Raw genomic sequence first — 21,896 nt, forward strand, 5'->3', positions numbered from 1 at the left:
CCGCGCGGGGCCTGGGGGTTTCCCGGGCCCCGCGCGGCGGGGGTGGAGTCGGTCAAGCGGCCTGCGTGGCGCGGGCGGGGTCAGCGTTCACCGACGGACCGGGGGTGCGGTCCGTGGGCCGCGAGGGCTGCTGCTCCCTGCGGCGCAGCAGGCGCATCGCGTTGACGATGACGACCAGGACCGAGATCTCGTGGACCAGCATCCCGATGGCCATGGTCACGCCGCCGAAGAGGACTCCGGCGAGCAGCACTGCCACGGTCGACAGGGCGATCGCGATGTTCTGCCGCATGTTGGCCACCGTGCGCTTGGCCAGTGACACCGCCTCGGGCAGCTTGAGCAGGTCGTCCTTCATCAGGGCGATGTCGGCGGTCTCGATCGCCACTCCGGTGCCCGCGACACCCATCGCCACACCGATGTCGGCGGTGGCCAGCGCCGGCGCGTCATTCACGCCGTCTCCCACCATCGCCACGGTGTAACCCTGGCGCTGCAGCTCGGCGACCGCGTCGAGCTTGTCCTCCGGCAGCAGGCCGGCCCGGACCTCGTCGACACCCACCTGGGTAGCGACAGCCTTCGCGACCGGCTCGATGTCGCCGGTGAGCATGACGACCTTGGTGACACCCGCGTCGTGCAGGCGCCGGATCATCTCTGGGGCATCCTCACGGATCTGGTCAGCAACCGCGACCACACCCAGGACGCGACCGTCGCGGGCCACCACCATCGGGGTGCGGCCGGCGGCCGCCAGCTCCTGGACGACCTCCGCCGCGCGAGCGGCGTCGGCCGGGTCGTGACCGGGCTGGGCCTGGATCAGGGCCTGGTTGCCGACCGCGATCTGGTGGCCGTCAAGTGTGGCCACGATGCCCTTGCCGGGGACTGGTTCGGTGTGCTCGGGCAGTCCGGTGACCGGCATACCTGCCGCGGTGGCTGCGTCGATGATCGGCTTGGCGAGGGGGTGCTCGGAGCCGGCCTCGGCGCGTGCCGCCAGCAGGAGCAGGTCGTCCTTGTCGACGTCCGGCTGCAGCGGGACGACGTCGGTCAGGGTGGGGCGACCCTCGGTCAGGGTGCCGGTCTTGTCGAGCGCGACCGCGTTGATCTTGGCGGAGGTCTCGAGGAACTCACCACCCTTGATCAGCATGCCGTCCTTGGCGCCGCGACCGATGCCGGCCACGATCGAGACGGGGATGGAGATGACCAGTGCGCCGGGGCAGCCGATGACCAGCAGGGTGAGAGCCAGGACGACGTCCTGGGTGATCAGGCCGAAGGCGATGGCCATCACGATGATGGCGGGGGTGTACCAGGCCGAGAACCGGTCCATGAAGGCCGCGGTCCGCGCCTTGGCGTCCTGGGCCTCCTCCACGCGGTGGATGATGCGGGCCAGGGTCGTGTCAGCGCCCACACCCGTCGCGGTGACCTGCAGGAACCCGCCGGTGGCGATGGTGCCGGCGAAGACCTGGTCGCCCTCGGTCTTCTCCACCGGGATGGACTCACCGGTGATCGAGGCCTCGTCGAGTGCTCCGGTGCCACCGGAGACGATGCCATCGACCGGCACCTTCGAGCCGTTCTTGACCAGGACGGTCTCGCCCATAGCAACCTCGTGTGCGGGTACCTCGAGCTGCTCGCCGTCGCGCAGGACGATGGCGACGTCGGGAGCCACGGCGATGAGCTCGGCCAGGGCCGAGCGGGTCCGGTTGAGCGTCGCGGTCTCGAGGGCGTGACCGATGGCGAACAGGAAGGTCACCGCAGCGGCCTCCCAGTACTCACCGATGATCACCGCACCGATGGCGGCGATCGAGACCAGCAGGTCGATGCCGATCACCTTGGCGGTCAGCGCATTCCAGGCCTTGATGACCACGGGCGTGCCGGCGACGACCGCGGCGGCGACCATCAGGATGTCGGCCCAGGTGCGGGCCTCCAGCAACTGGCTCGAGGCCAGTGATGCCAGGATCAGCAGCCCCGAGACGATCGGCACAGTCCAGCGGCCGCTGAGCCAGTTCTGAACCCTGTTCATCTCGTTCTCTTCCTCTCACATGTGCACAGCGGGATGTCGTATGCCGATCGCTCGGCTGCCCGGGTCCTCCCACCAAGGGAGGCCCGGGCCGGGGGCGGACGGTCAGAAGGCGGCCGGCTTGGCGGTGTAGCCCGCCTTGGCGACTGCCGCCACCAGGTCGTCGGTGGTGGCCAGTGTCGGGTCGTGGACGACCTCGACACGGGCGGAGGCGAAGTGCACCTTCACGGACTCGACGCCCTTGAGCTTGCCGACCTGCTTCTCGATCTTGTTGACACAGGAGGGGCAGGAGAAGCCCTCGGCCCGCAGGATGGTCTTGATGGTGTTGGTCGTGGTGCTCACGATGGGTCCTTTCGCGTCGTGGTGGGAGCCCCTTCCCGGGGGCTATGACCTCAAGGTATGGGTTTTGCCAACGACTCTCCTTGACCTGGGTCAAGCGGCCGATGAGGTCACAGGTTCTTCTCCCGTGGCCGATCCAGCGCGGGGGAGCCGGATCGTCCAGCTCCCCGCTTAGTCTGTGGCTCATGAGACTCGGTGACCTCGCGGCCGCACTGGACCTCCCTGTCGCATCGGACCCCTCGGTAGAAGTCACCGGAGTCACCCACCAGGCTGACTGGGCCCGGCCCGGGGATGCGTTCGTCGCGATCCGGGGGGCGCGCGTGGACGGGCACTCCTTCATCGGCCAGGCCGTTGAGCGCGGTGCCGTCGCGGTGCTGGGTGAAGGACTGCCTGAAGGCATCGACTGTCCGGTGCCCTATGTCGTGGTGCCGGCCGCCCGGGCCGCACTGGCCGACGCGGCGGCCGAGTTGGCGGGTCACCCGAGCCGGGGGCTGCAGATCCTCGGGGTGACGGGCACCGACGGCAAGACCACCACCTCGTGCCTGGCCCGGCACCTGCTGCGGGAGGCTGGTCGGAGCACGGGACTGCTCTCCACCGTCGGCTACGAGCTGCCGGACGGCGTGCTGCGCCAGCCGCCGACGCACTTCACCACCCCTGAGGCGCCCCAGGTGCAGCAGATCCTGGCCGGCGAGGTGGCCGCGGGGGCCGAGACCGTGGTGGTGGAGGCCTCCAGCCACGCCCTCGCCCTGGACCGGGTCCGCGCGGTGGACTTCGACGTCGCGGCGTGGACCAACCTGACCGGCGAGCACCTGGACTTCCACGGGTCCATGGAGGGCTACTTCGCCGACAAGGCCAAGCTGGTCCAGCGTGCACCTTTTGCCGTGCTCAACGCCGACGACCCGTGGACCGAGCAGCTGCTGCCGATGGCCGCCAGCCACACGACATACTCCGCCGAGGGGGCGGACGCGGACTGGAGGGCGACCGACGTGGTCGAGGGTCCCGATGACCTGCGCTTCACCCTGCACTCACCGGAGGGGAGTCGGACGGCGGTGCTGCCGATGATCGGCCGGTTCAACGTCGCCAACGCGCTCGCGGCCCTGGCCGGGGTGCACGCGCTGGGTGTCGACGTGCCCACGCTGGTCGACGGTCTGGCGACCTTTGGTGGCGTGCCGGGCCGCATGGAGATGGTCGAGCACGGGGAGGGTGAGCCGCGGGTGATCGTTGACTTCGCGCACACCGCCCCCAGCTTGGAGAAGGCCCTCGCGACCGTGCGCGTCACGACCCAGGGACGTCTGTGGGTGGTGCTCGGCTCCGCCGGTGGCCCGCGTGACCCGTCCAAACGGGCACCGCTGGGGGAGACCGCGACTGAGTGCGCCGACGTCGTGATCTTCACCGAGGAGGACCACCGGGACACCCCGCTGCAGGCCATCCTGGATGAGATGGAGCGCGGTGCTCGAGAGGCGGGACGGGACAACTTCGTCTCGATCGGTGACCGGCGCGAGGCGATCGAGTATGCCGTGAGCGCCGCCGGACCTGCTGACACGGTGCTGCTGGCGGGCAAGGGCCCGGAGGAGACGCTGGAGCGCGACACCGAGACGATCCCCTGGGACGAGATGTCCGAGGCGCGCCGGGCGCTGCAGGTGCGGCGTGAGGCGCTGGCGGCCGACCCTGCAGGATCTCCCTGATCGATCCACAGACTCGTGAACGTGGCCGGCTGGTGATGAGCGCATCCCCCTCACGGGGGCGCTCAGCGCAGCGGGTTGCGGACCTCGCCCCGGTGACTCCGCGGGAGCCCTGAGGATGCGCGACGGCCGTGGCCGTCGCTGGTGACCAGCGCGACCAACCGTTCGATGATCTCCGCAACGACAAGAACGCTGAGGAGCAGCATCAGTGCCGCAACCATGGCACCCATGCTCCTCCATTCAGGGCGCTGCCACTAGTGCCCTGGCAGCAGCCGTGAGGGTGAGATCCTCGGACGCACTCCTGGCGCCCGTGGCTCAGCTCTCGAACGCAGCGAGCACCCGAGCCCGGTCGACGGCGGCGAGGGACGCGTCCGCCCACTGCGGATTGTTGTCCTTGTCGACCAGCAGGGCGCGCACCCCCTCGGCGAAGTCCGGGTGGGAGACGAAGTGCCCACCAAGTCGCCCGTCCTGGTCCAGGACCTGGTGGACGGACAGTTCGCGGGCGCGGCGGATCGCCTCGAGAGTGACCACGACCGAGTGCGGTGAACGGCTCGCGAGCACCTCGCCTGCCTCTCGGGCAGCGGGGTCGCCGTGGGACTGCAGGCGTTGCAAGATCATCGCCGCGTCGTCACCGGCGTAGCACTCATCGATCCACCCGCGCTGCTGCTCCAGATCTGACACCCGTGCGGTGTCCGCGGCCCCGGAGGGGGTCGCCGCGTCGGCCTCGGACGTGGCGGGCCGTGGCCCTGCTCCGCCGAACTCTGCCGCGAGGTCGGCGAGCACCCGCTCCTTGGCGCCTGAGGAGACCACCTCATCGGCCAGCCCCAGGACGACCGCGTCGGCACCGGAGACCGGCAGCCCGGTCAGGGCCACGTGCGTGCCGAGCTCACCGGGCGCCTTCGCCAGGTAGTAGAGCCCCCCGATGTCCGGGAAGAACCCGATCACCGTCTCCGGCATCGCGATCTTCGACCGCTCGGTGACCAGCCGCCTGGAGCCGTGCGCGGAGATGCCCACGCCACCGCCCATCACCACCCCGTCCATCCACGCGACATACGGCTTGGGATAGTCGGCGATCAGGCCGTTGACGACATACTCCTGGTGCCAAAAGCCCAGCACCTCCTCGTGCTTGCCGGCCTGGATCAGCTCGCGCATCTCGCGCACGTCCCCACCGGCGCACAGTCCCTTGTCACCCGCACCCTCGATGAAGACCGCCGCCACCGCGTCGTCCTCGGTCCAGGCCCGCAGCTGCGCCCACAACGAGGTGCACATGGCGGTGGTCAGGGCGTTGATGGCCCGCGGACGGTTCAGCCGCACCCGGCCGATCCGGTGCGCCACGGCATACTCCACCTCGGGAGTCTGGCCGGGGGCAGGGGCGAACGCTGGCTCGGCAGGTGTCGGGGCGGTCATGGCCAGCACCTTACGCACGTAGACTTCGGCCCATGGGTAAGGCATCACGACGCAAGCGCCAGGCAGAGGGCACCAAGGCCCCGGCCCGCGCACCATTCGTCAACCGACCGTTCGAGGGGCTGGGCAACGAGACCGACTGGGTCGCGATGCGCGAGATCATCCCGGCGGCCACGGCGCAGATCACCATGGAGCTCGACGGCACCCCCCAGGAGGTGACGCTCGTCTCCGTCCTCCCGGGTGCGATGCCGGCGATCCACCGGGCCAATGGTGAGGTGCTCGTCGCCATGCAGTCGCGCACCCACAGCGGTGACGCGAGCCGCGACATCGTGCTGGCCGCACAGACCGCGCTGGCGACCGAGGCAGGTCAGCCGGTGCCCGCGATCCCCAACGCCACCGCTGAGACCCCCCGACTGCAGGACGTGCTGGCCGAGGGCACCGAGCTGGCCGTGCAGGTGCAGGACGACTTCAACTTCTGGATCGCCGAGGAGGACACGACGCCCGAGGTGCTGGCCACCCTCGAGCAGACCAACGAGGCCGCAGTGCCGACCGTGCCGGTCCCCGATCGTCCGTCGACCTACTGGTGCAAGATGAGCGACCGCACCTATGTCCGCTGGGTCCTGGGCGAGGACGAGGACGCCGCTACGACGGCGCTGGCCCGCCTGCAGGCCGCCGGTGAGCACACCCTGGGCGAGGGCACGTCCCTGCTGGGGGCCTTCCGTGCCGCCGGACTGCTGGTCCCGGTGCTCGAGGTCGACCCCGCGACGGACCCTGCCGACCTCACCGAGCCGCTCCAGGCGCTCGCCGACCGCTATGCGGCAGCGCTGGCCAAGGACGAGTCCCTCACCCCCGAGGAGCGCCGGGCGCGGGACGGCCTGGTGAGCCGACAGGTCACCCTGCGGTGAGTATGCCGTCAGGCACCGACGACGCGACGGCTCCGGACCCTGGCGGGTCCGGTCGGGGGCCTGAGCGTGTGGCGGCCATCGTCTCGGCCAAGGACGAGGAGGAGCGCCTCGGCGCGACGCTGGCGGCCCTGGCCAGGATCAGCGTCGTGGACCTGGTCGTGGTGGTCGATGACGGCAGCACGGACGGGACCCTGCGCGTCGCCAACCTCGCGGGCGTGCAGACCGTCAAGCACCAGGTCAACATGGGCAAGGCCCAGGCAATGACCAGTGGTGCAACGGCCGTCTCGCTCCTGGAGGCCGAGGTGGGTGGTGCCTTTCAGAGTGACACCCCGCGGGCCCTGCTCTTTGTTGATGCCGACCTCGAGGAGAGCGCCGTCAACCTCGACCTCCTCTGTGTCCCGGTCGTCACTGGCGAGGCCGACATGGCGATCGCCACGCTGCCCCCACAGAGGACCGCCGGTGGTGGCTTCGGGTTCGTGGTCAGCATGGCCCGCGAGGGCATCACCCAGCTCGCCGGCCGCACGATGAACCAGCCGCTCAGCGGCATGCGCTGCATCACCCGCGAGGCCTTCGACGCAGCGCTGCCCCTGGCCACCGGCTGGGGAGTGGAGGTCGGTCTCACCGTCGACGTGCTGCGCAATCGGGGCAGGGTCGTCGAGGTCCCCGTCGAGCTACACCACCGGGTCACCGGACGTGGGCCGAAGGCTCAGCTGCACCGGATGCGGCAGTATCGCGACGTCGCGCGTGCCCTCAAGGTCCGCGAGCGGAGTTAACCAGACCGGGTCTCGGCCCGATGCGTCCCGGCCCAGTTCCCGGCCGCGATGGCGATGGCTGCCGCGATGAGCACCGCGAGGCCGATGCCGACGACGGCGATGCCGGAGTCATTCAGGGCCCAGCCGATCACCAGGCAGGTCAGCACAGCCAGGACGGTGGAGCGCAGCAACGGGATGCGCCACAGGGGCTCGAGTTGTCGCCCAGGCCAGGAGGTCGGCGCCAGCACCGCCGAGATGATCACCACCAGGATGACCACCGCCACCCACGAGACGGGATAGCGCACCAGGATGCCCAGGCTCTGGTCGAGCTTGCGGAGCACGATGTCGAGCGCACCACCGTCGATCACCGACTGGGCAAAGTTGCCCAGGTGGGTGCGGGTGTCCGCGGGGCGGAGCCAATCGGCATACATCAGGACAGCGGCCACCACGAGGGCGCCCGCCGCGATCAGCACAGCACGCACCGGCGTCAGCCGGATGTCGGCGGCGGCGAGGCCGAGGAGTCCGAGGGCGACCACGAGGGCCGGCACCCCGCCGAAGTCCGCCCCCCAGGACGGCGAGCCGTCGATGAGGACGAGCAGCACGCCGAGCACTCCGACGACCAGCACGCCCGACAGATGGTTCGGCCCGAGGCGAGAGCCGGCGCGGGCTGGGTGGGGGGACCCGCCGGGGGCTTCCGTGCCTGAGCGCAGCAGCCCCGCCAGGAGGCCGGCAAGCAGCAGGCCGGACACCGCGAAGATGCCGTAGCCGACGTTGCCCATGCCATAGAACCGCCCCGCCGTGATCGGTTGCACCCCTAGGATCGAGGTGAGTCCCAGCCGTCCGCCGAGGATGACGTCGGCGCCGATCACGACGACCGTGCTGGCGGCAACCACAGCGGCAGGGCCGACCGGGTGCCGGCGCCACCCGCCGGCCATCGCCAGGGCAACGTGGGCGGCCATCAGCACCAGGAGCGCCAGGCTCAGCGTGAGCCAGGGCGCCGGTCCGCGCCACCAGGGCACGAGCCCGGCGAGGAAGGCCGACGACGGGAAGGCCATCGCGGCCAGCCCCAGTATCCGCACGCCTGCCCGACGCCCGGTCAGAGTGAGGACGGTCAGCAAGGCCAGCGCGAGGAGGCATCCGACACCCAGCACCGGGATGGCGAGCGCCTTGGCCCCGTCGATGGCTCCGGCCAGGTCCTGACCCGCCCCGACCCGTTCAGCCGGTGTGCGATCGTCTGGCTGCACGCTCACCGGGAGCCCGCTGACCGCGTCTGGTGGCTCCACCCCGGCCAGCGCCAGCACCGTCGCGGTCAGGTCGGTGGTCTGGACCAGGCCGCCCTGGCGCGTCGTCGCTGAGTGCAGCACACCGGAGTCCATCTCGTCCCGCCACACGGTCACGGCGCGCACGCCGGCCCGGTCGTCCCGGTCGGCCAGGCCCGCCACCACCAGGGTCGCGTCGTCGGGCAACCTCTCGAGCAGCACCGCCAGTCGCGCGTCAAGGATGCCGGCATCGGTCTGGTCGGCGATCACGCCGGCGTCCAGCAGGGTCACGTTGCAGACACCGGGGGCGTATGCCGTGAGCTCATCCTGGGTGAACTGTCCCACCTGCCCCTGGGGCCCGGCAGCGCCGAGGGCTGCGAGGGGGCCACCTGCTCGCACGCAGCGGCCGTCTGCCTCGAGGGCCGCACCCAGGGTGCCGAGCTCGGCATCTAACGGACGTCGCTCGGCAGCCTCCACCCAGCCGTCCCACGCCGGGATCGTCGCCGTCACGTCCCCGACCTGGGCGGGTGTACTGGCGTCCCCGGGCACGACCTCGGGGACCGCCGCGCAGTCCTGCACACCGTCGTCATTGGCGGCTGCCCGCTGTCCCGCGCCCAGCGTGAGCCATCCGTCGGACGGACAGGTGAGCTCGTGTGCTCCGCGGACGATCAGGCCCGCCGAGGCGCCCTCGCCGACCAGCGACCACAGGGTTGGCGTGCTCTGCTCCGTGATGTCGGTCCAGCTGAGACCCGGAGCGCCGACCACGACGACCTCGGGGCCGACCTGCTCCAGGGTTTCGCCACCAGAGCCCGAGACGCGGGCGCCGAGGGTGCTCGCCATGATCGCTGCGACCAGCAGCGCCACGACCACGCCGAACACCGCCCAGGCGAAGCGGCGGTCAGCTGAGTCGGTCATGGCCCGACACTAATGGGGCGGGGTGTCTGGTGCCGTCACGACGGGCGGATCAGGGCTCGCCGTGGGCACCGGAAGGTCGTGGCCCTGCCGGTGCGCGTCCGGCGCGACAACCGTCCGCGCGGCGTTATGCCTGGTCAGGTGACTGTCAGTGGCGGGTGATTAGATCATATGTATGACGACGACAAGCACCGGTGCAGGGGTCAGGGAGACCGCCTGCCGAGCTGACGCGTCGGCTGGGCTGACGGGGGTGGGGGAGTCAAGGGAGCTGTCGGTCGAGCAGTTGTCGACGCTCGGGGCCTGGCAGGCCGCGGTGCGCAGTGACGTGGGAGCCGCGTCGGATCCGGACTCGGGTGAGTTCTGGGCGTTGGTGGCGCAGGTGGCTGAGGCTGAGGATGAGGCCGAGGCTGCGCAGGGCCCGGGGGCCTGGATGGACCCGGCGGTGGAGCTGGCAGCCGGTTTGGACACCGCGGGTGCGGGGTTGGGCCGGGCGTCGCTGGACGCGGACGAACTGGTGCGGGTCTTTGATGCCGGGGTCGTGGAGGGGCTGGAGGCGGTCGGGCGGGTGCGGTCCCAGCTGACGGGGGTGTGCGTGGCCTTGGCGGTGCAGGCGCAGACACGGGGTTTGCACACGGCGGTGGGGTTGACCTTGCTGACGTGGTTGCGGCAGCGGTGCCCGTGGCTGTCCCGGCCCGAGGCCGGACACGTCCAGGACGTGGCGCGGGCCGCGGAGACGTTCTGGGGCAAGGACATCGCCCAGGTCGTGATCGACGGGGCGACGGGGTTGCACCGTGCAGCGTTGGTGGCGCGCACGATGCGCCGGTTGGTGCCGGTGCTGACGGTGGAGCAGGCGTTGGACTACGGCGGCATCGCCACGGCGGCGGCGGTTGACCTGGGGATCAGTGATCCTGAGCTGGAGATCGTGTGCAAAAAATTGGTGATCGACCTGCTGGATGACAAGCCGTCGGATGAGGCCAAGGAGACCGCGCAGGGGTTGCGGTGCGTGAAGCGGTCCCCGTTGGGCCGTGGGATGACCCGGTTCACGGTGGACGCCCCGGACACGGACGCGCCGCTGTTTGATGCGGTGCTGACCGGGCCGTTGGCGGCACCGGCCCCGGACGCCGAGGGCAACGCGGATCTGCGCAGTCCAGGACAGCGCAAGTATGACGCGCTGTTGATGGTGCTCAACCGTGGCTTGTCCAATCCTGGTGCCCCGCCGTCGTCGGCCCGGGCGTCGGTGATGGTCACGGTCAAGGCTGACCCGACCACCGGCAAGCCGTTCGGTGCCGGGGTGGTCAACACCGGTCAGATCCTGGACGCGGGGCAGGTGGGCAAGTTCGCCTGTCTGGGAGATGTGACCCCGATCGTGCTCGGCGAGCACGGTGAACCGTTGAATCTGGGGCGCACGGTGCGGTTAGCGACCCCGGGACAGTTCAAGGCCTTGATGGTTCGTGACGGTCAGTGCACCTTCCCCGGCTGTGACGTGCCTGGCACGTGGTGCGATGCGCATCACCTCATCTGGTGGTGTCGCGGGGGTGGCACCGACATCGTGTTCCTGGTGCTGTTGTGTCCGCGACACCACACGCTCGTGCATGACAAGGACCTGATGGCCACCGTCGCCGGATCCATCGTGACCTGGCACGTGTGACCACCCTGCCCCGTGCCCGGCCGCAACGGCCGGGCACACAGGCATGTCCGAGGTAGTACTTCTAGACCAACTCGCGCCAGCCCTGGGCCACGCCGGCCTCGACGCTGACCCGGGCCCGACACGTGGCTCTGCTCGTCGGGGGTTCCCTGCCAGGGCTCGTGGTGGGGCTCGCCCCGTCCTGGCTGCTAGCCCGCCCTGGCGACGGCCAGCAGTTCGCTCTCGCCGGTCACGGGCGTGTTGCCGGGCACCTCGGCCCAGGCGAGATAGCTGCCCTCGAGCTCTGCCACGTCATAGCCGGCCCGGCGCAGCGCGCTGGCGGCGACGGAGTTCCGCACACCGCTGCGGCAGTAGGTCACGATCGTGCCCCCGTCGCTGGGCAGCTGGTCCAGGTGCCACATCACGCGGCCGCCGGAGAGTTGCACGGCGCCGGGCAGGTGCCCCTCGGCATACTCGGTGCGGTTGCGGACGTCCAGCAGCAGTGCGGTGTCCAGGTCATCAAGGTCCTCCACCCGGACCACACTCGGGGTGGACAGGTCGAGGCCCGACAGTGAGGTGACGAATCCGCGGACCGTGTCGATGCCCACGCGCACCAGGTGGTCGCGGAGCTGCTCAGCGGTCTTCCGTGAGTTAGCGAGCAGGATGAGGGGTCGGTGCTCGGTCAGCGGGTCATAGACCCACGCGCCATAACTGGCTGCCTTGTCGACCCCGGGGATATTGAGCGACCCCTCGACGGTGCCGGCGTGCACCAGATCGTGGTGCCGGGTGTCGACCAGGATCGCGCTGTCGTTGGCGAGCATGACCGAGACCTCGTCCGAGGTGTGCTCGATCAGCTCCGGCAGCTCGCCCAGCACCGTGGGACCGAGCTTGTTCTGCTGCTTCATCCGGGCGAAGTAGGCGTGCGCATCAGGCTGCCCGCTGAGCAACTCGTCGATGAAGCCCTGCTCGTCATCACGTGCCAGATAGGGCCCCCACCAGGAGAAGGCGCGCTCATAGCCGACCGTGGTCGCCGCGATCGCTCCCAGTGCCTTGCCGCAGGCCGACCCGGACCCATGAGCAGGCAGCACCTGCACATAGTCCGGCAGCGTCAGGAAGTGATCGCGGAGGCTGGCAAACAGGTCCTTGGCCCCGACGAAGCGGGTGTCCACGAAACCCGCCGCCTCGTCCAGCAGGTCCGGGCGGCCGAGGTCGCCGACAAAGACGAAGTCACCGGTGAGCATGAACCCGGGCTCACTCGCCTGGGCGCCATCGGTGACGAGGAAGGCCAGGTGCTCAGGGGTGTGTCCCGGAGTGTGGACCGCCTCGAGGATGATGTTGCCCAGGGTGATCCGGTGTCCGTGCTTCATCCGGACCGCCCCATCGAAGTCTGCTCCATAGGTCCAGTCCGGACCGCCCTCATCGGAGACATAGATCTGCCCGCCGGTCGCCGCTGCTAGCTCACGGGTGCCGGACAGGTAGTCGGCGTGGATGTGCGTCTCGGTGACACCCACGATGCGCATCCCGTGCCTGGCGGCGAGATCCAGATAGGGCTGCAGATCCCGTCTCGGGTCGACCACGATCGCCTCGTTCGCAGCCTGGCAGCCGATGAAGTAGCTCGCCTGCGCGAGGTCCTCGTCATAGATGCGTTCCAACAGCATGGGGGCTCCTTCAGGGTCCGTGTCAGCGGCCGAACAGCCGGGCGAGGAAACTGCTGCCGGACCGGGTTCCGGCCAACTCGGCCTGAGTGTGCTGGCCGTCGCACCACTGGCTGGCCGCCACGCCCTGGCGCACGCTCGCGACGTGTTGGCCGCAGCCCGACCAGGTTGTCTTGCCACAGGTCTTGCAGGTCACTGCTCGGCACATGGATGGGGCTCCTTCGTGTGAGAACGATACCCCTGGGGGTATGAGATTGGCAAGCAATATACCCCCAGGGGTATGATGGATGTCAAGTTGACCGGAAGGACCACGCAGATGAGCCAGCCCGCTGAGATCGCCCACGACCCCGAGGCCAAGCGCAAGATCGTCAACCGGCTGCGCCGTGCCCAGGGGCAGTTGGCCGCCGTCATCGACGCAGTCGAGAGTGACGCGCACTGCCGGGACTCGGTGCACCAGCTCGCCGCGGTGTCCAAGGCGTTGGACCGGGCCGGGTTCCTGATGATTTCCTCCGCTCTGAAGGAGTGCATGACCGCTCCCGACGGTCAGTCGGACGTGGACGAGCTGGAGAAGCTTTTCCTCTCGCTGGCGTAGCCCCGGCGCGACACGGGTCCCTGCGTGCCCGTGACGCGCAGGGCCGCGCCAGGTTCTGGGGTGCAGGAAGCGCCAGGTGGTGGAGTGCAGGCCGCGCCAGGTTCTGGCATGCGGGACGCGCCATGTGGGGTGCCGGAGCGGTCACCGGTGACCGACCCTGCACCCCACAGTTCTCTGTTCCGACACGTGGCGTCGTTCCCCGGAGCCGCCGGGCTGACCAACCTGGCCGGCCACCGGGTCGCGCGACGAGGAAGTGCGCCGGGAAGGGCGACCCGGGAAGGGCGACCCGGGAAGAGCGACCCGGGAAGAGCCACCCGGGAAGAGCCACCCGGGAAGAGCCACCCGGGAAGCGCGACCCGGGAAGAGCGCAGCGGTCCGGGAGAAGGGTGGGGCGAGGCACGCGTGGGGGTGCTTGTCGGCATACGCTCGGGGGGTGGACACCACCGTCTTGACCGTCATTGCCGTGGCGGCCCTCCTGGTCGCTCTGGTGGCCGTGGCTCTCGGGTGGGTCGCACACCGACGGCACCAACTCATCCAGCGACGTTTTGAGGTGCTGTGGGGCGACGGTGAGGCGGACGTGGCTGGTGTGCTGGCCGCGCAGGCGCGTCGTCTGGGATCCGAACGGACTAGGGTCGACGCCCTGGAGAGGTCCGTCGCGCAGCTGCGCGGGAGCCTGGCGCAGACCCTGCAGCACGTGGCCGTGGTGCGCTATGACGCCTTTGGTGACATGGGTGGCCGGATGTCCTTCTCGGCAGCGGTGATCGACGACAACGGGGACGGCATGGTGATCAGCTCGATCCACGCCCGGGGCGAGTCACGGACCTATGCCAAGGGCATCGTGGGTGGCGGCAGTGACACCACGCTGACCCCCGAGGAGCAGCAGGCCCTGGCGGCGGCACGCGATGACTCGGGCACGAGCGCCCGTCCCGCCAGCACCTGAGCTCCTGCGGGCGGCGGGGTCGTGGCGGTCCTGCTGCCCGTGCTGCGCACCATGGGCGCCGGCGGTGGACTCAGGCCGGACGACGCAGAACGAGGCTTCCCGGATTGACGGCGACCGACATTGAGATGGCCTTGCCGAGAGTGTCGCCATCGAGCTGGATCTCGATGGGCTCGTCCGCAGTGACCTCCACGCTGCGGACCTCGAAGTACTCCACCCGCTGGTGACCCCTGGTGCTGCGGGTGAGCACGCGCGAGACGACCGCGGCCCACCCGACGAGACCCTCGGGGGAGAGCAGCACCAGGTCGAGGATGCCGTCGTTGACCTTGGCCTGGGGGACGAGGTTGACCCCGCCGGTCAACTTGCCCACATTGCCGACCATGACGCTGCGCACCCGCCGGTGCAGACGGACGTCGTCGCTGGTGGTGACGTGCACCTTGAACTGCGAGCCGCGCAGGCGCTGCAGACCCGCGACGAGATAGGCGACCCAGCCCATCTTGTTCTTGAGGTCCTCGGGGGCGTTGGCCATCACCTCAGCGTCGAAACCCAGACCGGCCATGACCAGGAAGACGTGGTCCTCGACGGCGCCCTCGCCAGGGGGAGCGGGCGGCAGGTCCTCGACCTGGTCGGCGTCGACTGGTGGAGGGGCGTCCTGGTTCTCCTCGCCGGGAGGTCGGCGCAGCCGGAGCGTGGCTGTGTCGATCCGGTCATCCCGCCCGGTGAGTGCGACGACCATGCCCTGGCTCGCGCTGCTCGGCAGTGACAGGTTGCGGGCCAGGAGGTTGCCGGTGCCTCCGCTCAGCAGCCCCATTGGCACGTCGCTGCCCACCATCGCCGAGCCGACGACGCGCACCGTCCCGTCGCCGCCGAGGGCACACACGAGGTCGACACCCGCGGCGAGCGCCTCCATGGTCTGCCCGTATCCCGGGTCCTCCTCGGTGGTCTCCAGCCAGAGCAGGTCCCCCCAGCCGTAGGTGCGGCAGACGTCGTCGAGGTCGGCTCGCACGCGGGACACACTGTCGAACTTGGTGGGGTTGACGACGATGGCCGCCCGGGGCCGGGTGTCGGGCCGGCTCGTTGGACCGTCGGTGGCATCGGGCTCTGCGTCCTCGCCACCCGCGGAGCCAACGCTCGCCGCGGAGGTGGTCCGGCTGGTAGGGCGGACACCGGAGTGTGGACGGCGGGGTCGGGTCGAGCAGTCAGGGGTGCTGCTCGCACGTGCTCCGCGCCGGCGGCGCGCTCGGGCCACCATCCACAACAGCCCCGCGACCACGACAAGTATGCCGAGCGCGATCAGCGCCCAGAGCCACCAGTTGTCCACCCCCCCCACGGTACCCGCCGGTAGCGCTGCGCCGGGACACGTACCCTGGGACCGTGATTGACATCCGGCAACTTCGTGAGGACCCCGAGCGGGTGCGGGCATCGCAGCGCGCCCGCGGTGAGGACGACGGCATCGTGGATGCCGTCCTGGACGCGGACCGGCAGCACCGGGCCAGCCTGTCTGAGTTCGAGTCCCTGCGCGCTGCCCAGAAGTCGTTCGGCAAGAAGGTCGCCGCGGCCCAGGGCGAGGAGAAGCAGGCCCTGCTGGCCGAGGTCCGCGAGACCTCCGCCCGTGTCAAGCAGCTCGAGGCCGCCAAGGACGTTGCGGCCGAGGAGCGCGAACGACTGCTGCGCAGCATCGGCAACGTCATCATCGACGGTGTCCCGAGTGGCGGCGAGGACGACTTCGCCCTGCTCGAGACCGTGGGCAAGCCGCGTGACTTCGCCGCAGAGGGCTTCGAGCCCAAGGACCACCTGGAGCTGGGCGAGAGCCTCGGCGCCATCGACATGGCCCGCGGCGCCAAGGTCTCCGGTTCCCGGTTCTACTATCTGACCGGCCCCGGAGCCCGGCTCGAGATGGCTCTGATGAACCTGGCGCTGGACCGGGCCCGCGACGCCGGCTTCGTCCAGCTGCAGGTGCCTACCCTGGTGACCCCGCAGACGATGGGCGGCGCCGGCTTCCTCGACGCGCACGCCGACGAGGTCTACCGGCTCGAGGCTGACGACCTCTATCTGACCGGCACCTCCGAGGTCGCGCTCGCCGGATTCCACGCCGACGAGATCATCGACCTCACTGCCGGACCGCGCCGTTACACCGCCATGAGCACCTGCTATCGCCGCGAGGCCGGCAGCTATGGCAAGGACACCCAGGGCATCATCCGGGTGCACCAGTTCCAGAAGGTCGAGATGTTCATCTATGCCCGTCCCGAGGACGCGGAGGCCGAGCACGAGGCCCTGCTGGCCTGGGAGCGCGGCATGCTCGACGACCTCGGCCTGGCCTACCGCGTCATCGACGTGGCGGCCGGTGATCTGGGCGGACCCGCAGCACGCAAGTTCGACTGCGAGGCCTGGGTGCCCACCCAGGGGCGCTATCGGGAGTTGACGTCGACCTCCAACTGCACGACCTATCAGGCGCGGCGGCTCAACACCCGTGAGCGTGGCGAGTCCGGCACGCGCACGGTGGCGACCCTCAACGGCACCCTGGCCACGACCCGGTTCCTGGTGGCGATCCTGGAGACCCACCAGCAGGCCGACGGGTCGGTCACCGTGCCCGAGGTGCTGCGGCCCTACACCGGCTTCGACACGATCACGCCGCGCGCCTGAGGCTCACGTCGGCGGCGCTGGCGGGGGCCGGCCGCCGACTGCGGGACCCGACCGCCGGCCGCAGGACCCGACCGCCGGCCGCCGACCGCGGGACCCGGCGTCTCCCCCGTGAGGGGGAGGCCACGGCTCGTCCACGGGACTGAGGCGCCGTTCGGCTCTGCCGCCCTACCCTGGGGAGATGGACCGCATCGCTCACCTGCTGGGTGCCGACGAGCACTGGTCGCGCCCTGCCCTCACGCTCGAGCAGCGCCGGCGCGATGTCGTGCTGGCCGTCGGCTTCTATCTCCTGGCCGCGCTGTCGCTGGAGCTGATGCGCAGCCTCGGTGCGTTTGAGGGCGGGAGCGCGCTCACCGAGATCCTGACCCAGCACGGCGTCGCCGCCTCGGCGGCCCTGCTCCTGGTGTGGCGCCGCTCCCATCCGCTGCTCGTGGCGTCCTTGGCGACTGCCCACCTCTATGTCAGCGGCTCGTTCGAGGCGATGGTGGCTGGCAGCCTGGTGCTGCAGATCCTCTACTTCTTCGCCATCTTCTCCGGGGTCTCCTGGGCGCGGGACCGCCGAGCGCTGGGCTACGTCCTGCTCGCCTGCATGGTGGCCCTGGCGCTGTGGCTGGCCTGGATCTTTGCGGTCAGCTCGGGACTGGACGACATCTATCGCAGTCTCGGCATCACCGGGGACAGTGAGGGGATCTTCGATCGCCCGGTCGCTGCGGTCGGCTATGTCACGCTCAACAACCTGATCTTCTTTGGTGGGGCGGTCCTCATCGGTCAGGTCTCCTGGCGCGGTGCCCTGCACACCCAGCGTGAGCTGCAGTATGCCGAGACCATCCGCACCCAGGCCGCTCGCCTGCGCGACCAGGCCGTGGTCGCCGAGCGGCTGCGGATCGCGCGCGAGCTGCACGACGTCGTCGCCCACCACGTCTCGGTGATGGGGGTGCAGGCCGCCGCGGCCCGGCGGGTCCTGGAGAAGAACCCCGACGCCGCCCGCGAGGCGCTCGGCGCCATCGAGGGTTCGTCGCGCGACGCGGTCGGCCAGATGCGCGACCTGCTCGGCACCCTCCGCAGCGGTGAGCTCGCCGCGGACGGCGCCCTGGAGGAGGCGGGCGAGGCACCGGACCGTGCGCCGCAACCGGACTTGTCCGACCTGGAGGACCTCGCCGCAGAGGCCACCACGCTGACCTGCACGGTGACCTACACGCTGGTCGAGGACCGGCCCGGCGCCGCACAGGAGGTGCCCGCGGCCCTGCAGCTGACGGCATACCGGATTGCGCAGGAGTCGCTGGCCAACGTGCGCCGGCACTCCACCGCGACCAACGCCTCGGTCGTCGTGCGGGTCGGGACGCAGCTCGAGGTCGAGGTCGTCGACAATGGCACGGCGATCCACGGCACCTCCGGCACCGGGCTGGGGCAGCAGGGGATCCGGGAGCGGGCCGAGCTGCTCAAGGGAGAGGTGGAGATGGGGCGTCGCCACGGCAGCGGATATCGCGTTCGCGTCACCCTGCCGCTGACCCCACCGGAGCGCTCCGGGGCCCTGGTGGCCGGGCCGAACGGAGCCACCCGGTGAGCGGGGCGACCGAGCCGCAGGAGGGTCGACCGATCCGCGTGATGCTCGTGGACGACCAGCCGCTGCTGGTCTCGGGGTTCGCGATGATTCTGTCCACCGAGGACGACATCGAGGTGGTGGGGCAGGCCCGCAACGGACGCGAGGCGGTCGACGCGATGCCCGCGCTGGCGCCGGACGTGGTCCTGATGGATGTGCAGATGCCGGTCCTCGACGGCATCGAGGCCACCCGGCTCGTGTCAGACCAGACCAAGGTCATCATCCTGACCACCTTCGACCGGGACGACTATCTGTTTGACGCCCTCGCGGCCGGGGCCAGCGGGTTCCTGCTCAAGAATGCCGACCCCGACGACCTGGTGGATGCCGTGCGCGCGGTCGCCCACGGGCACGCGCTGCTGGCTCCGGAGGTCACCAGCCGGGTGATCTCCCGGATGACCGAGGGCGGCAGCGCAGGCCCGACTCGGCACGCCGCCGCGCTGGATCGCCTCACCGCCCGCGAGAAAGAGGTCCTGCAGCAGGTCGCCCGCGGTCTGTCCAACGCCGAGATCGCCGCGGAGATGTTCGTCGGCGACGCCACGGTCAAGACGCACGTGTCCAATGTGCTGGCCAAACTGCACCTGCGGGACCGGGTCCAGGCCGTGGTCTTCGCCTATGAGGCGGGCGTGGTCAGCCCCACGCCGTAAGCGGCGGGGATCAGGCGCCTTCTTGGTCAGGCGCCCTCTCGGTCAGGCGCCCTCTCGGTCAGGCGCCCTCCCGGTTAGGCGGTCGCGGCCCGCCGGTCGATCCGCCGACCCGTCAGCGTCTGCACGTCGATCGCGACGATGGTGAGCTTCTCGCCGCTGCTCCACGGCTGCAGCGGCAACTGCTCGGCTTCGCGCCGCTCGTCGCCCTCCAGGATCCGGGCTCGTCCGCGCGCGAGCACCGACCAGGCCCCGTCCTCGGCCTCTGCCGCGTCGACCTCGAAGGCGACGTCGTCGTCCATCACCACACCGAGCAGCTTGCTGCCGGGGGTGGTGCGAAAGACCACGCGCTGACGGTCCACCACATAGTTCACCGGCACGATGTGCACCTCGTCCACGAGGTGGTAGCCCAGTCGGCCGAGATCCTTGCTGCGCAGGAGCTCCCAGCACTGTGTCTCGTCCAGCCATGAGTTGTCGATCATGACGAACACCCCTTCCAGTTACTACCCATTGTAGTAAATGCAGCCTGTGGACTCCAGAATTCGTGCTCAAACTCACGGTGGGGCCACCCGGACGGGTGACATCCGGTGACCGCCCGTGCCACGGCCTCCCCCGTGCGGCGGAGAGCGAAGATCCCCCACACCGCCGATGTGCCGAGCCCCTCGCGGATGACAGATTGAGGGACAACAACGACAGGGCTCTGCGGGGTCCGTGACGAGGGGAGTTCCGATGCTTGGAGTGCACGGACTGACCAGGCAGTATGCCGAGGTTCGCGCGGTCGACGACGTCACCTTTGAGGTGCCGGCCGGCAAGATGATCGGTTTTGTGGGGGGCAACGGCGCCGGCAAGACCACGACCATGCGGATGATCATGGGGGTGCTGGCGCCGACCGCCGGCGAGGTGACCTGGGACGGTCGCCCGGCCACGCGCGCAGACCGCACCCGGTTCGGCTATATGCCCGAGGAGCGTGGCCTCTATCCCAAGCAGGGCGTGCTGGACCAGCTCGCCTATCTGGGGCGGCTGCACGGGATGAGCCAGAACGATGCCCGCGGACGTGCGCAGCACTTGCTCGAACGTTTCGGGTTGGGGGACCGGTTGAAGGAGAAGGTCGAGAAGCTCTCGCTGGGCAACCAGCAGCGCGCCCAGATCATCGCTGCCGTCCTGGGTGACCCGACCGCGCTGATCCTGGACGAGCCGTTCTCCGGCCTTGACCCTGCTGCCGTGGAGCAGATGGCCGACCTGCTGCGTGAGCACACCTCCAACGGCGTCCCGGTGCTGTTTAGCAGCCACCAGCTCGACCTCGTCGACCGGCTGTGCGACGGCATCGTCGTGCTTCACAAGGGCAAGGTCGTGGCCAGCGGCACCTCCGAGGAGCTGCGAGGCGGTGCGCCGCTGCGCTATGTCCTGAGCCTGACCGGTGACGCAGGCTGGGTGCGCGGCGTCACCGGCATCACGGTCCTGGACGTCGAGGGTGGCACCGTCGCCCTGGAGCCCGAGTCGGAGGAGGTCGCCCAGCGCCTGCTCGCCGAGGCCGTCTCTCGTGGTGGCGTCCGCGAGTTCAGCAAGATTCGTCCGTCCCTGAGTGAGATCTACCGAGAGGTGGCAGCAGCATGAGCACCGACACCAGCCTCACGCCCAAGACCTCGGCCCCGGCGGCCGAGAGCAGCTCGGATGACCGCGGCGCTCCCTGGGCACTGGTGGCCCTGCGGGAGATGCAGGTCCGGCTCACCGATCGCAACTTCCTGATCGGCACCGGCGCCACCCTCTTGCTGATCGTCGGCATGTTTGCGCTGCAGGGCTTCCTGATGGGCGGCAGCGCGCCCGCCTTCAAGGTCGCGGTGACCGACACCGCGGCCACGGCCGTGCTGACCCAGGCCGAGCAGGACCTGCAGGTGTCGGACCCCGAGGCCTCCGTCGAGTCGGTGCAGGTCGCTGACACGGCCGCCGCTGAGGCGCTGCTCGTCGATGAGGAGGTGGACGGTGCCCTCCTCCCCGCGGGGGACGGTTGGGAGCTGGTCACCAACGGCGAGACCGACTCTCAGTTGGAGGGCGTGATCACTGACGCCGTCCGCTCCAACGCGCTGCAGGAGAATGCGCAGGCCGCCGGGACGAGCCTGGATGAGCTCACCGCGGGCTCGACCGTGACGACCCGGGACCTCTCCGGTGGTGATGAGCAGTCGCGCTTCGTGTCCTGGCTCGCCGGCTTTGCCATGGCCTTCCTGTTCTATATGTCGGCCGTGATGTTCGGGATGATGATCGCCAACTCAGTCGTCGAAGAGAAGCAGTCGCGCATCGTGGAGATCCTGGCCGCAGCGATCCCGGTGCGTGCCCTCATGATCGGCAAGGTCGTCGGCAGCACGGTGCTGGCCTTCGGCCAGATGGCCCTGATCGGGATCGTCGCCCTCGTGGGACTGACCTTCACCGAGTACGACCAGTACCTCTCGATGTTGGGCCAGGGGTTCCTGTGGTACATCCCGTTCTTCGTGCTCGGCTTCCTGGCGCTGGCCTGCATCTGGGCGGCGGCCGGTGCGATGGCCTCACGGACCGAGGACCTGCAGTCCACCACGATGCCGCTCACCATGGCCCTGGTGCTGGTCTTCATCGTGGGACTCAGCCTGGACGGGGCGGCCAAGGTCATCGGCTCCTTCGTGCCGGTGCTCTCTACGATCCTGATGCCGATGCGGCTGCTGGACGGCTCCGCGGCGTGGTGGGAGGCCGTGATCGCCCTCGGCCTGACGGTGGTCTTCTGCTTCGTCACGATCGGCGTCGGCACCCGGCTCTACAAGCGGTCGCTGCTGCAGACGTCCGGCCGGGTCTCGCTGAAGGCTGCCTGGGCAGGCGGCGAGTGAGGTCCTGACCCGGGTGGGGCACCCGGGTCAGTCCCGGAGCCGGGCGGGGAACCCGGCTCTGGTGCCATCAGTGGGTCGGTCGCGCAGGGGTCGGCCGGCCCAC

Annotated in this window: 20 protein-coding genes; 11 read left to right on the forward strand and 9 right to left on the reverse strand. The window is 70.0% G+C overall.

Annotated features, from left to right (window positions below):
* Positions 1-52: 52 nt before the first annotated feature.
* Both FNH13_RS01950 and FNH13_RS01955 read right to left on the reverse strand, forming a co-directional pair.
* A complete protein-coding gene (locus tag FNH13_RS01950; RefSeq protein WP_143781902.1) occupies positions 53-2,005 on the reverse strand; it encodes a heavy metal translocating P-type ATPase in 1,953 nt (650 codons plus the stop codon).
* Positions 2,006-2,107: 102 nt separating this feature from the next.
* A complete protein-coding gene (locus FNH13_RS01955; protein WP_407669937.1) occupies positions 2,108-2,344 on the reverse strand; it encodes a heavy-metal-associated domain-containing protein in 237 nt (78 codons plus the stop codon).
* A gap of 182 nt (positions 2,345-2,526) precedes the next feature.
* Here FNH13_RS01955 and FNH13_RS01960 point away from each other — a divergent pair, with 182 nt between their 5' ends.
* On the forward strand, positions 2,527-4,026 hold the full coding sequence (locus FNH13_RS01960) for a UDP-N-acetylmuramoyl-L-alanyl-D-glutamate--2,6-diaminopimelate ligase (RefSeq protein WP_143781904.1): 1,500 nt from the start codon (positions 2,527-2,529) through the stop codon (positions 4,024-4,026).
* Between the two features lie 62 nt (positions 4,027-4,088).
* Here the strand turns inward: FNH13_RS01960 and FNH13_RS18915 are convergent, their stop codons facing one another.
* Positions 4,089-4,253 carry a hypothetical protein gene (locus FNH13_RS18915; RefSeq protein ID WP_165699977.1) on the reverse strand — a complete coding sequence of 55 codons (165 nt, stop codon included), beginning with the start codon at positions 4,251-4,253 and terminating at the stop codon, positions 4,089-4,091.
* 85 nt (positions 4,254-4,338) lie between these two features.
* Complete coding sequence (locus FNH13_RS01965; RefSeq protein ID WP_143781905.1) at positions 4,339-5,430, reverse strand: enoyl-CoA hydratase/isomerase family protein; 1,092 nt, start codon at positions 5,428-5,430, stop codon at positions 4,339-4,341.
* A 32-nt stretch (positions 5,431-5,462) separates the two neighbouring features.
* Between FNH13_RS01965 and FNH13_RS01970 the strand changes: the two genes are divergently transcribed.
* Positions 5,463-6,332, forward strand: a complete 870-nt coding sequence (locus FNH13_RS01970) for a DUF5926 family protein (protein WP_143781906.1) — start codon at positions 5,463-5,465, stop codon at positions 6,330-6,332.
* A gap of 2 nt (positions 6,333-6,334) precedes the next feature.
* The gene (locus FNH13_RS01975) at positions 6,335-7,105 is read left to right on the forward strand and encodes a glycosyltransferase (RefSeq protein ID WP_143781907.1); all 771 of its coding nucleotides are present in this window, start codon (positions 6,335-6,337) and stop codon (positions 7,103-7,105) included.
* Here the strand turns inward: FNH13_RS01975 and FNH13_RS01980 are convergent.
* On the reverse strand, positions 7,102-9,258 hold the full coding sequence (locus FNH13_RS01980) for a hypothetical protein (RefSeq protein WP_143781908.1): 2,157 nt from the start codon (positions 9,256-9,258) through the stop codon (positions 7,102-7,104). The two genes, FNH13_RS01975 and FNH13_RS01980, sit on opposite strands and share 4 nt — an antisense overlap.
* Before the next feature lie 172 nt (positions 9,259-9,430).
* On the opposite strand from FNH13_RS01980, the gene FNH13_RS01985 reads away from it, so the two are divergent.
* Complete coding sequence (locus FNH13_RS01985) at positions 9,431-10,903, forward strand: HNH endonuclease signature motif containing protein (RefSeq protein WP_143781909.1); 1,473 nt, start codon at positions 9,431-9,433, stop codon at positions 10,901-10,903.
* A 185-nt stretch (positions 10,904-11,088) separates the two neighbouring features.
* Here the strand turns inward: FNH13_RS01985 and FNH13_RS01990 are convergent, their stop codons facing one another.
* Positions 11,089-12,537 carry an MBL fold metallo-hydrolase gene (locus FNH13_RS01990; protein ID WP_143781910.1) on the reverse strand — a complete coding sequence of 483 codons (1,449 nt, stop codon included), beginning with the start codon at positions 12,535-12,537 and terminating at the stop codon, positions 11,089-11,091.
* A 22-nt stretch (positions 12,538-12,559) separates the two neighbouring features.
* Entirely contained in the window at positions 12,560-12,742 is a 183-nt protein-coding gene (locus tag FNH13_RS01995) for a hypothetical protein (protein WP_143781911.1), read from the reverse strand.
* Positions 12,743-12,850: 108 nt separating this feature from the next.
* Between FNH13_RS01995 and FNH13_RS02000 the strand changes: the two genes are divergently transcribed.
* Both FNH13_RS02000 and FNH13_RS02005 read left to right on the forward strand, forming a co-directional pair.
* Positions 12,851-13,126 (forward strand): metal-sensitive transcriptional regulator, encoded by a 276-nt coding sequence (locus FNH13_RS02000; protein WP_143781912.1) that lies wholly within the window; start codon positions 12,851-12,853, stop codon positions 13,124-13,126.
* 433 nt (positions 13,127-13,559) lie between these two features.
* The gene (locus FNH13_RS02005; RefSeq protein ID WP_143781913.1) at positions 13,560-14,066 is read left to right on the forward strand and encodes a DUF4446 family protein; all 507 of its coding nucleotides are present in this window, start codon (positions 13,560-13,562) and stop codon (positions 14,064-14,066) included.
* A 70-nt stretch (positions 14,067-14,136) separates the two neighbouring features.
* Here the strand turns inward: FNH13_RS02005 and FNH13_RS02010 are convergent, their stop codons facing one another.
* Positions 14,137-15,384 (reverse strand): diacylglycerol/lipid kinase family protein, encoded by a 1,248-nt coding sequence (locus FNH13_RS02010; RefSeq protein WP_228266534.1) that lies wholly within the window; start codon positions 15,382-15,384, stop codon positions 14,137-14,139.
* A gap of 53 nt (positions 15,385-15,437) precedes the next feature.
* On the opposite strand from FNH13_RS02010, the gene serS reads away from it, so the two are divergent.
* From serS to FNH13_RS02025, 3 genes are all read left to right on the forward strand, one after another.
* Positions 15,438-16,706 carry a serine--tRNA ligase gene (serS, locus tag FNH13_RS02015; protein ID WP_143781914.1) on the forward strand — a complete coding sequence of 423 codons (1,269 nt, stop codon included), beginning with the start codon at positions 15,438-15,440 and terminating at the stop codon, positions 16,704-16,706.
* Between the two features lie 178 nt (positions 16,707-16,884).
* Entirely contained in the window at positions 16,885-18,267 is a 1,383-nt protein-coding gene (locus FNH13_RS02020) for a sensor histidine kinase (RefSeq protein ID WP_143781915.1), read from the forward strand.
* A 41-nt stretch (positions 18,268-18,308) separates the two neighbouring features.
* Positions 18,309-18,947, forward strand: a complete 639-nt coding sequence (locus FNH13_RS02025; RefSeq protein WP_143784893.1) for a response regulator — start codon at positions 18,309-18,311, stop codon at positions 18,945-18,947.
* Between the two features lie 74 nt (positions 18,948-19,021).
* On the opposite strand, the gene FNH13_RS02030 is transcribed toward FNH13_RS02025, so the two are convergent.
* Positions 19,022-19,426, reverse strand: coding sequence for a pyridoxamine 5'-phosphate oxidase family protein (locus tag FNH13_RS02030; protein ID WP_143781916.1), 405 nt, complete (start codon positions 19,424-19,426; stop codon positions 19,022-19,024).
* A 247-nt stretch (positions 19,427-19,673) separates the two neighbouring features.
* Here FNH13_RS02030 and FNH13_RS02035 point away from each other — a divergent pair, with 247 nt between their 5' ends.
* On the forward strand, positions 19,674-20,558 hold the full coding sequence (locus tag FNH13_RS02035; RefSeq protein ID WP_143781917.1) for an ABC transporter ATP-binding protein: 885 nt from the start codon (positions 19,674-19,676) through the stop codon (positions 20,556-20,558).
* The gene (locus FNH13_RS02040) at positions 20,555-21,793 is read left to right on the forward strand and encodes an ABC transporter permease (RefSeq protein ID WP_143781918.1); all 1,239 of its coding nucleotides are present in this window, start codon (positions 20,555-20,557) and stop codon (positions 21,791-21,793) included. The genes FNH13_RS02035 and FNH13_RS02040 overlap by 4 nt, the downstream gene beginning before the upstream one ends.
* Positions 21,794-21,896 lie beyond the last annotated feature (103 nt).

The organism is Ornithinimicrobium ciconiae (genome assembly GCF_007197575.1).
Classification (GTDB): domain Bacteria; phylum Actinomycetota; class Actinomycetes; order Actinomycetales; family Dermatophilaceae; genus Ornithinicoccus; species Ornithinicoccus ciconiae.

Excerpts from the sequence above, each read along its gene's own strand:
- FNH13_RS01950 (WP_143781902.1), bottom strand. The coding sequence starts at position 2,005 with ATGAACAGGGTTCAGAACTGGCTCAGCGGCCGCTGGACTGTGCCGATC.
- FNH13_RS01960 (WP_143781904.1), top strand. The coding sequence starts at position 2,527 with ATGAGACTCGGTGACCTCGCGGCCGCACTGGACCTCCCTGTCGCATCG.
- FNH13_RS18915 (WP_165699977.1), bottom strand. The coding sequence starts at position 4,253 with ATGGGTGCCATGGTTGCGGCACTGATGCTGCTCCTCAGCGTTCTTGTC.
- FNH13_RS01965 (WP_143781905.1), bottom strand. The coding sequence starts at position 5,430 with ATGACCGCCCCGACACCTGCCGAGCCAGCGTTCGCCCCTGCCCCCGGC.
- FNH13_RS01970 (WP_143781906.1), top strand. The coding sequence starts at position 5,463 with ATGGGTAAGGCATCACGACGCAAGCGCCAGGCAGAGGGCACCAAGGCC.
- FNH13_RS01975 (WP_143781907.1), top strand. The coding sequence starts at position 6,335 with ATGCCGTCAGGCACCGACGACGCGACGGCTCCGGACCCTGGCGGGTCC.
- FNH13_RS01980 (WP_143781908.1), bottom strand. The coding sequence starts at position 9,258 with ATGACCGACTCAGCTGACCGCCGCTTCGCCTGGGCGGTGTTCGGCGTG.
- FNH13_RS01985 (WP_143781909.1), top strand. The coding sequence starts at position 9,431 with ATGACGACGACAAGCACCGGTGCAGGGGTCAGGGAGACCGCCTGCCGA.
- FNH13_RS01990 (WP_143781910.1), bottom strand. The coding sequence starts at position 12,537 with ATGCTGTTGGAACGCATCTATGACGAGGACCTCGCGCAGGCGAGCTAC.
- FNH13_RS01995 (WP_143781911.1), bottom strand. The coding sequence starts at position 12,742 with ATGTGCCGAGCAGTGACCTGCAAGACCTGTGGCAAGACAACCTGGTCG.
- FNH13_RS02000 (WP_143781912.1), top strand. The coding sequence starts at position 12,851 with ATGAGCCAGCCCGCTGAGATCGCCCACGACCCCGAGGCCAAGCGCAAG.
- FNH13_RS02020 (WP_143781915.1), top strand. The coding sequence starts at position 16,885 with ATGGACCGCATCGCTCACCTGCTGGGTGCCGACGAGCACTGGTCGCGC.
- FNH13_RS02025 (WP_143784893.1), top strand. The coding sequence starts at position 18,309 with ATGCTCGTGGACGACCAGCCGCTGCTGGTCTCGGGGTTCGCGATGATT.
- FNH13_RS02030 (WP_143781916.1), bottom strand. The coding sequence starts at position 19,426 with ATGATCGACAACTCATGGCTGGACGAGACACAGTGCTGGGAGCTCCTG.
- FNH13_RS02035 (WP_143781917.1), top strand. The coding sequence starts at position 19,674 with ATGCTTGGAGTGCACGGACTGACCAGGCAGTATGCCGAGGTTCGCGCG.
- FNH13_RS02040 (WP_143781918.1), top strand. The coding sequence starts at position 20,555 with ATGAGCACCGACACCAGCCTCACGCCCAAGACCTCGGCCCCGGCGGCC.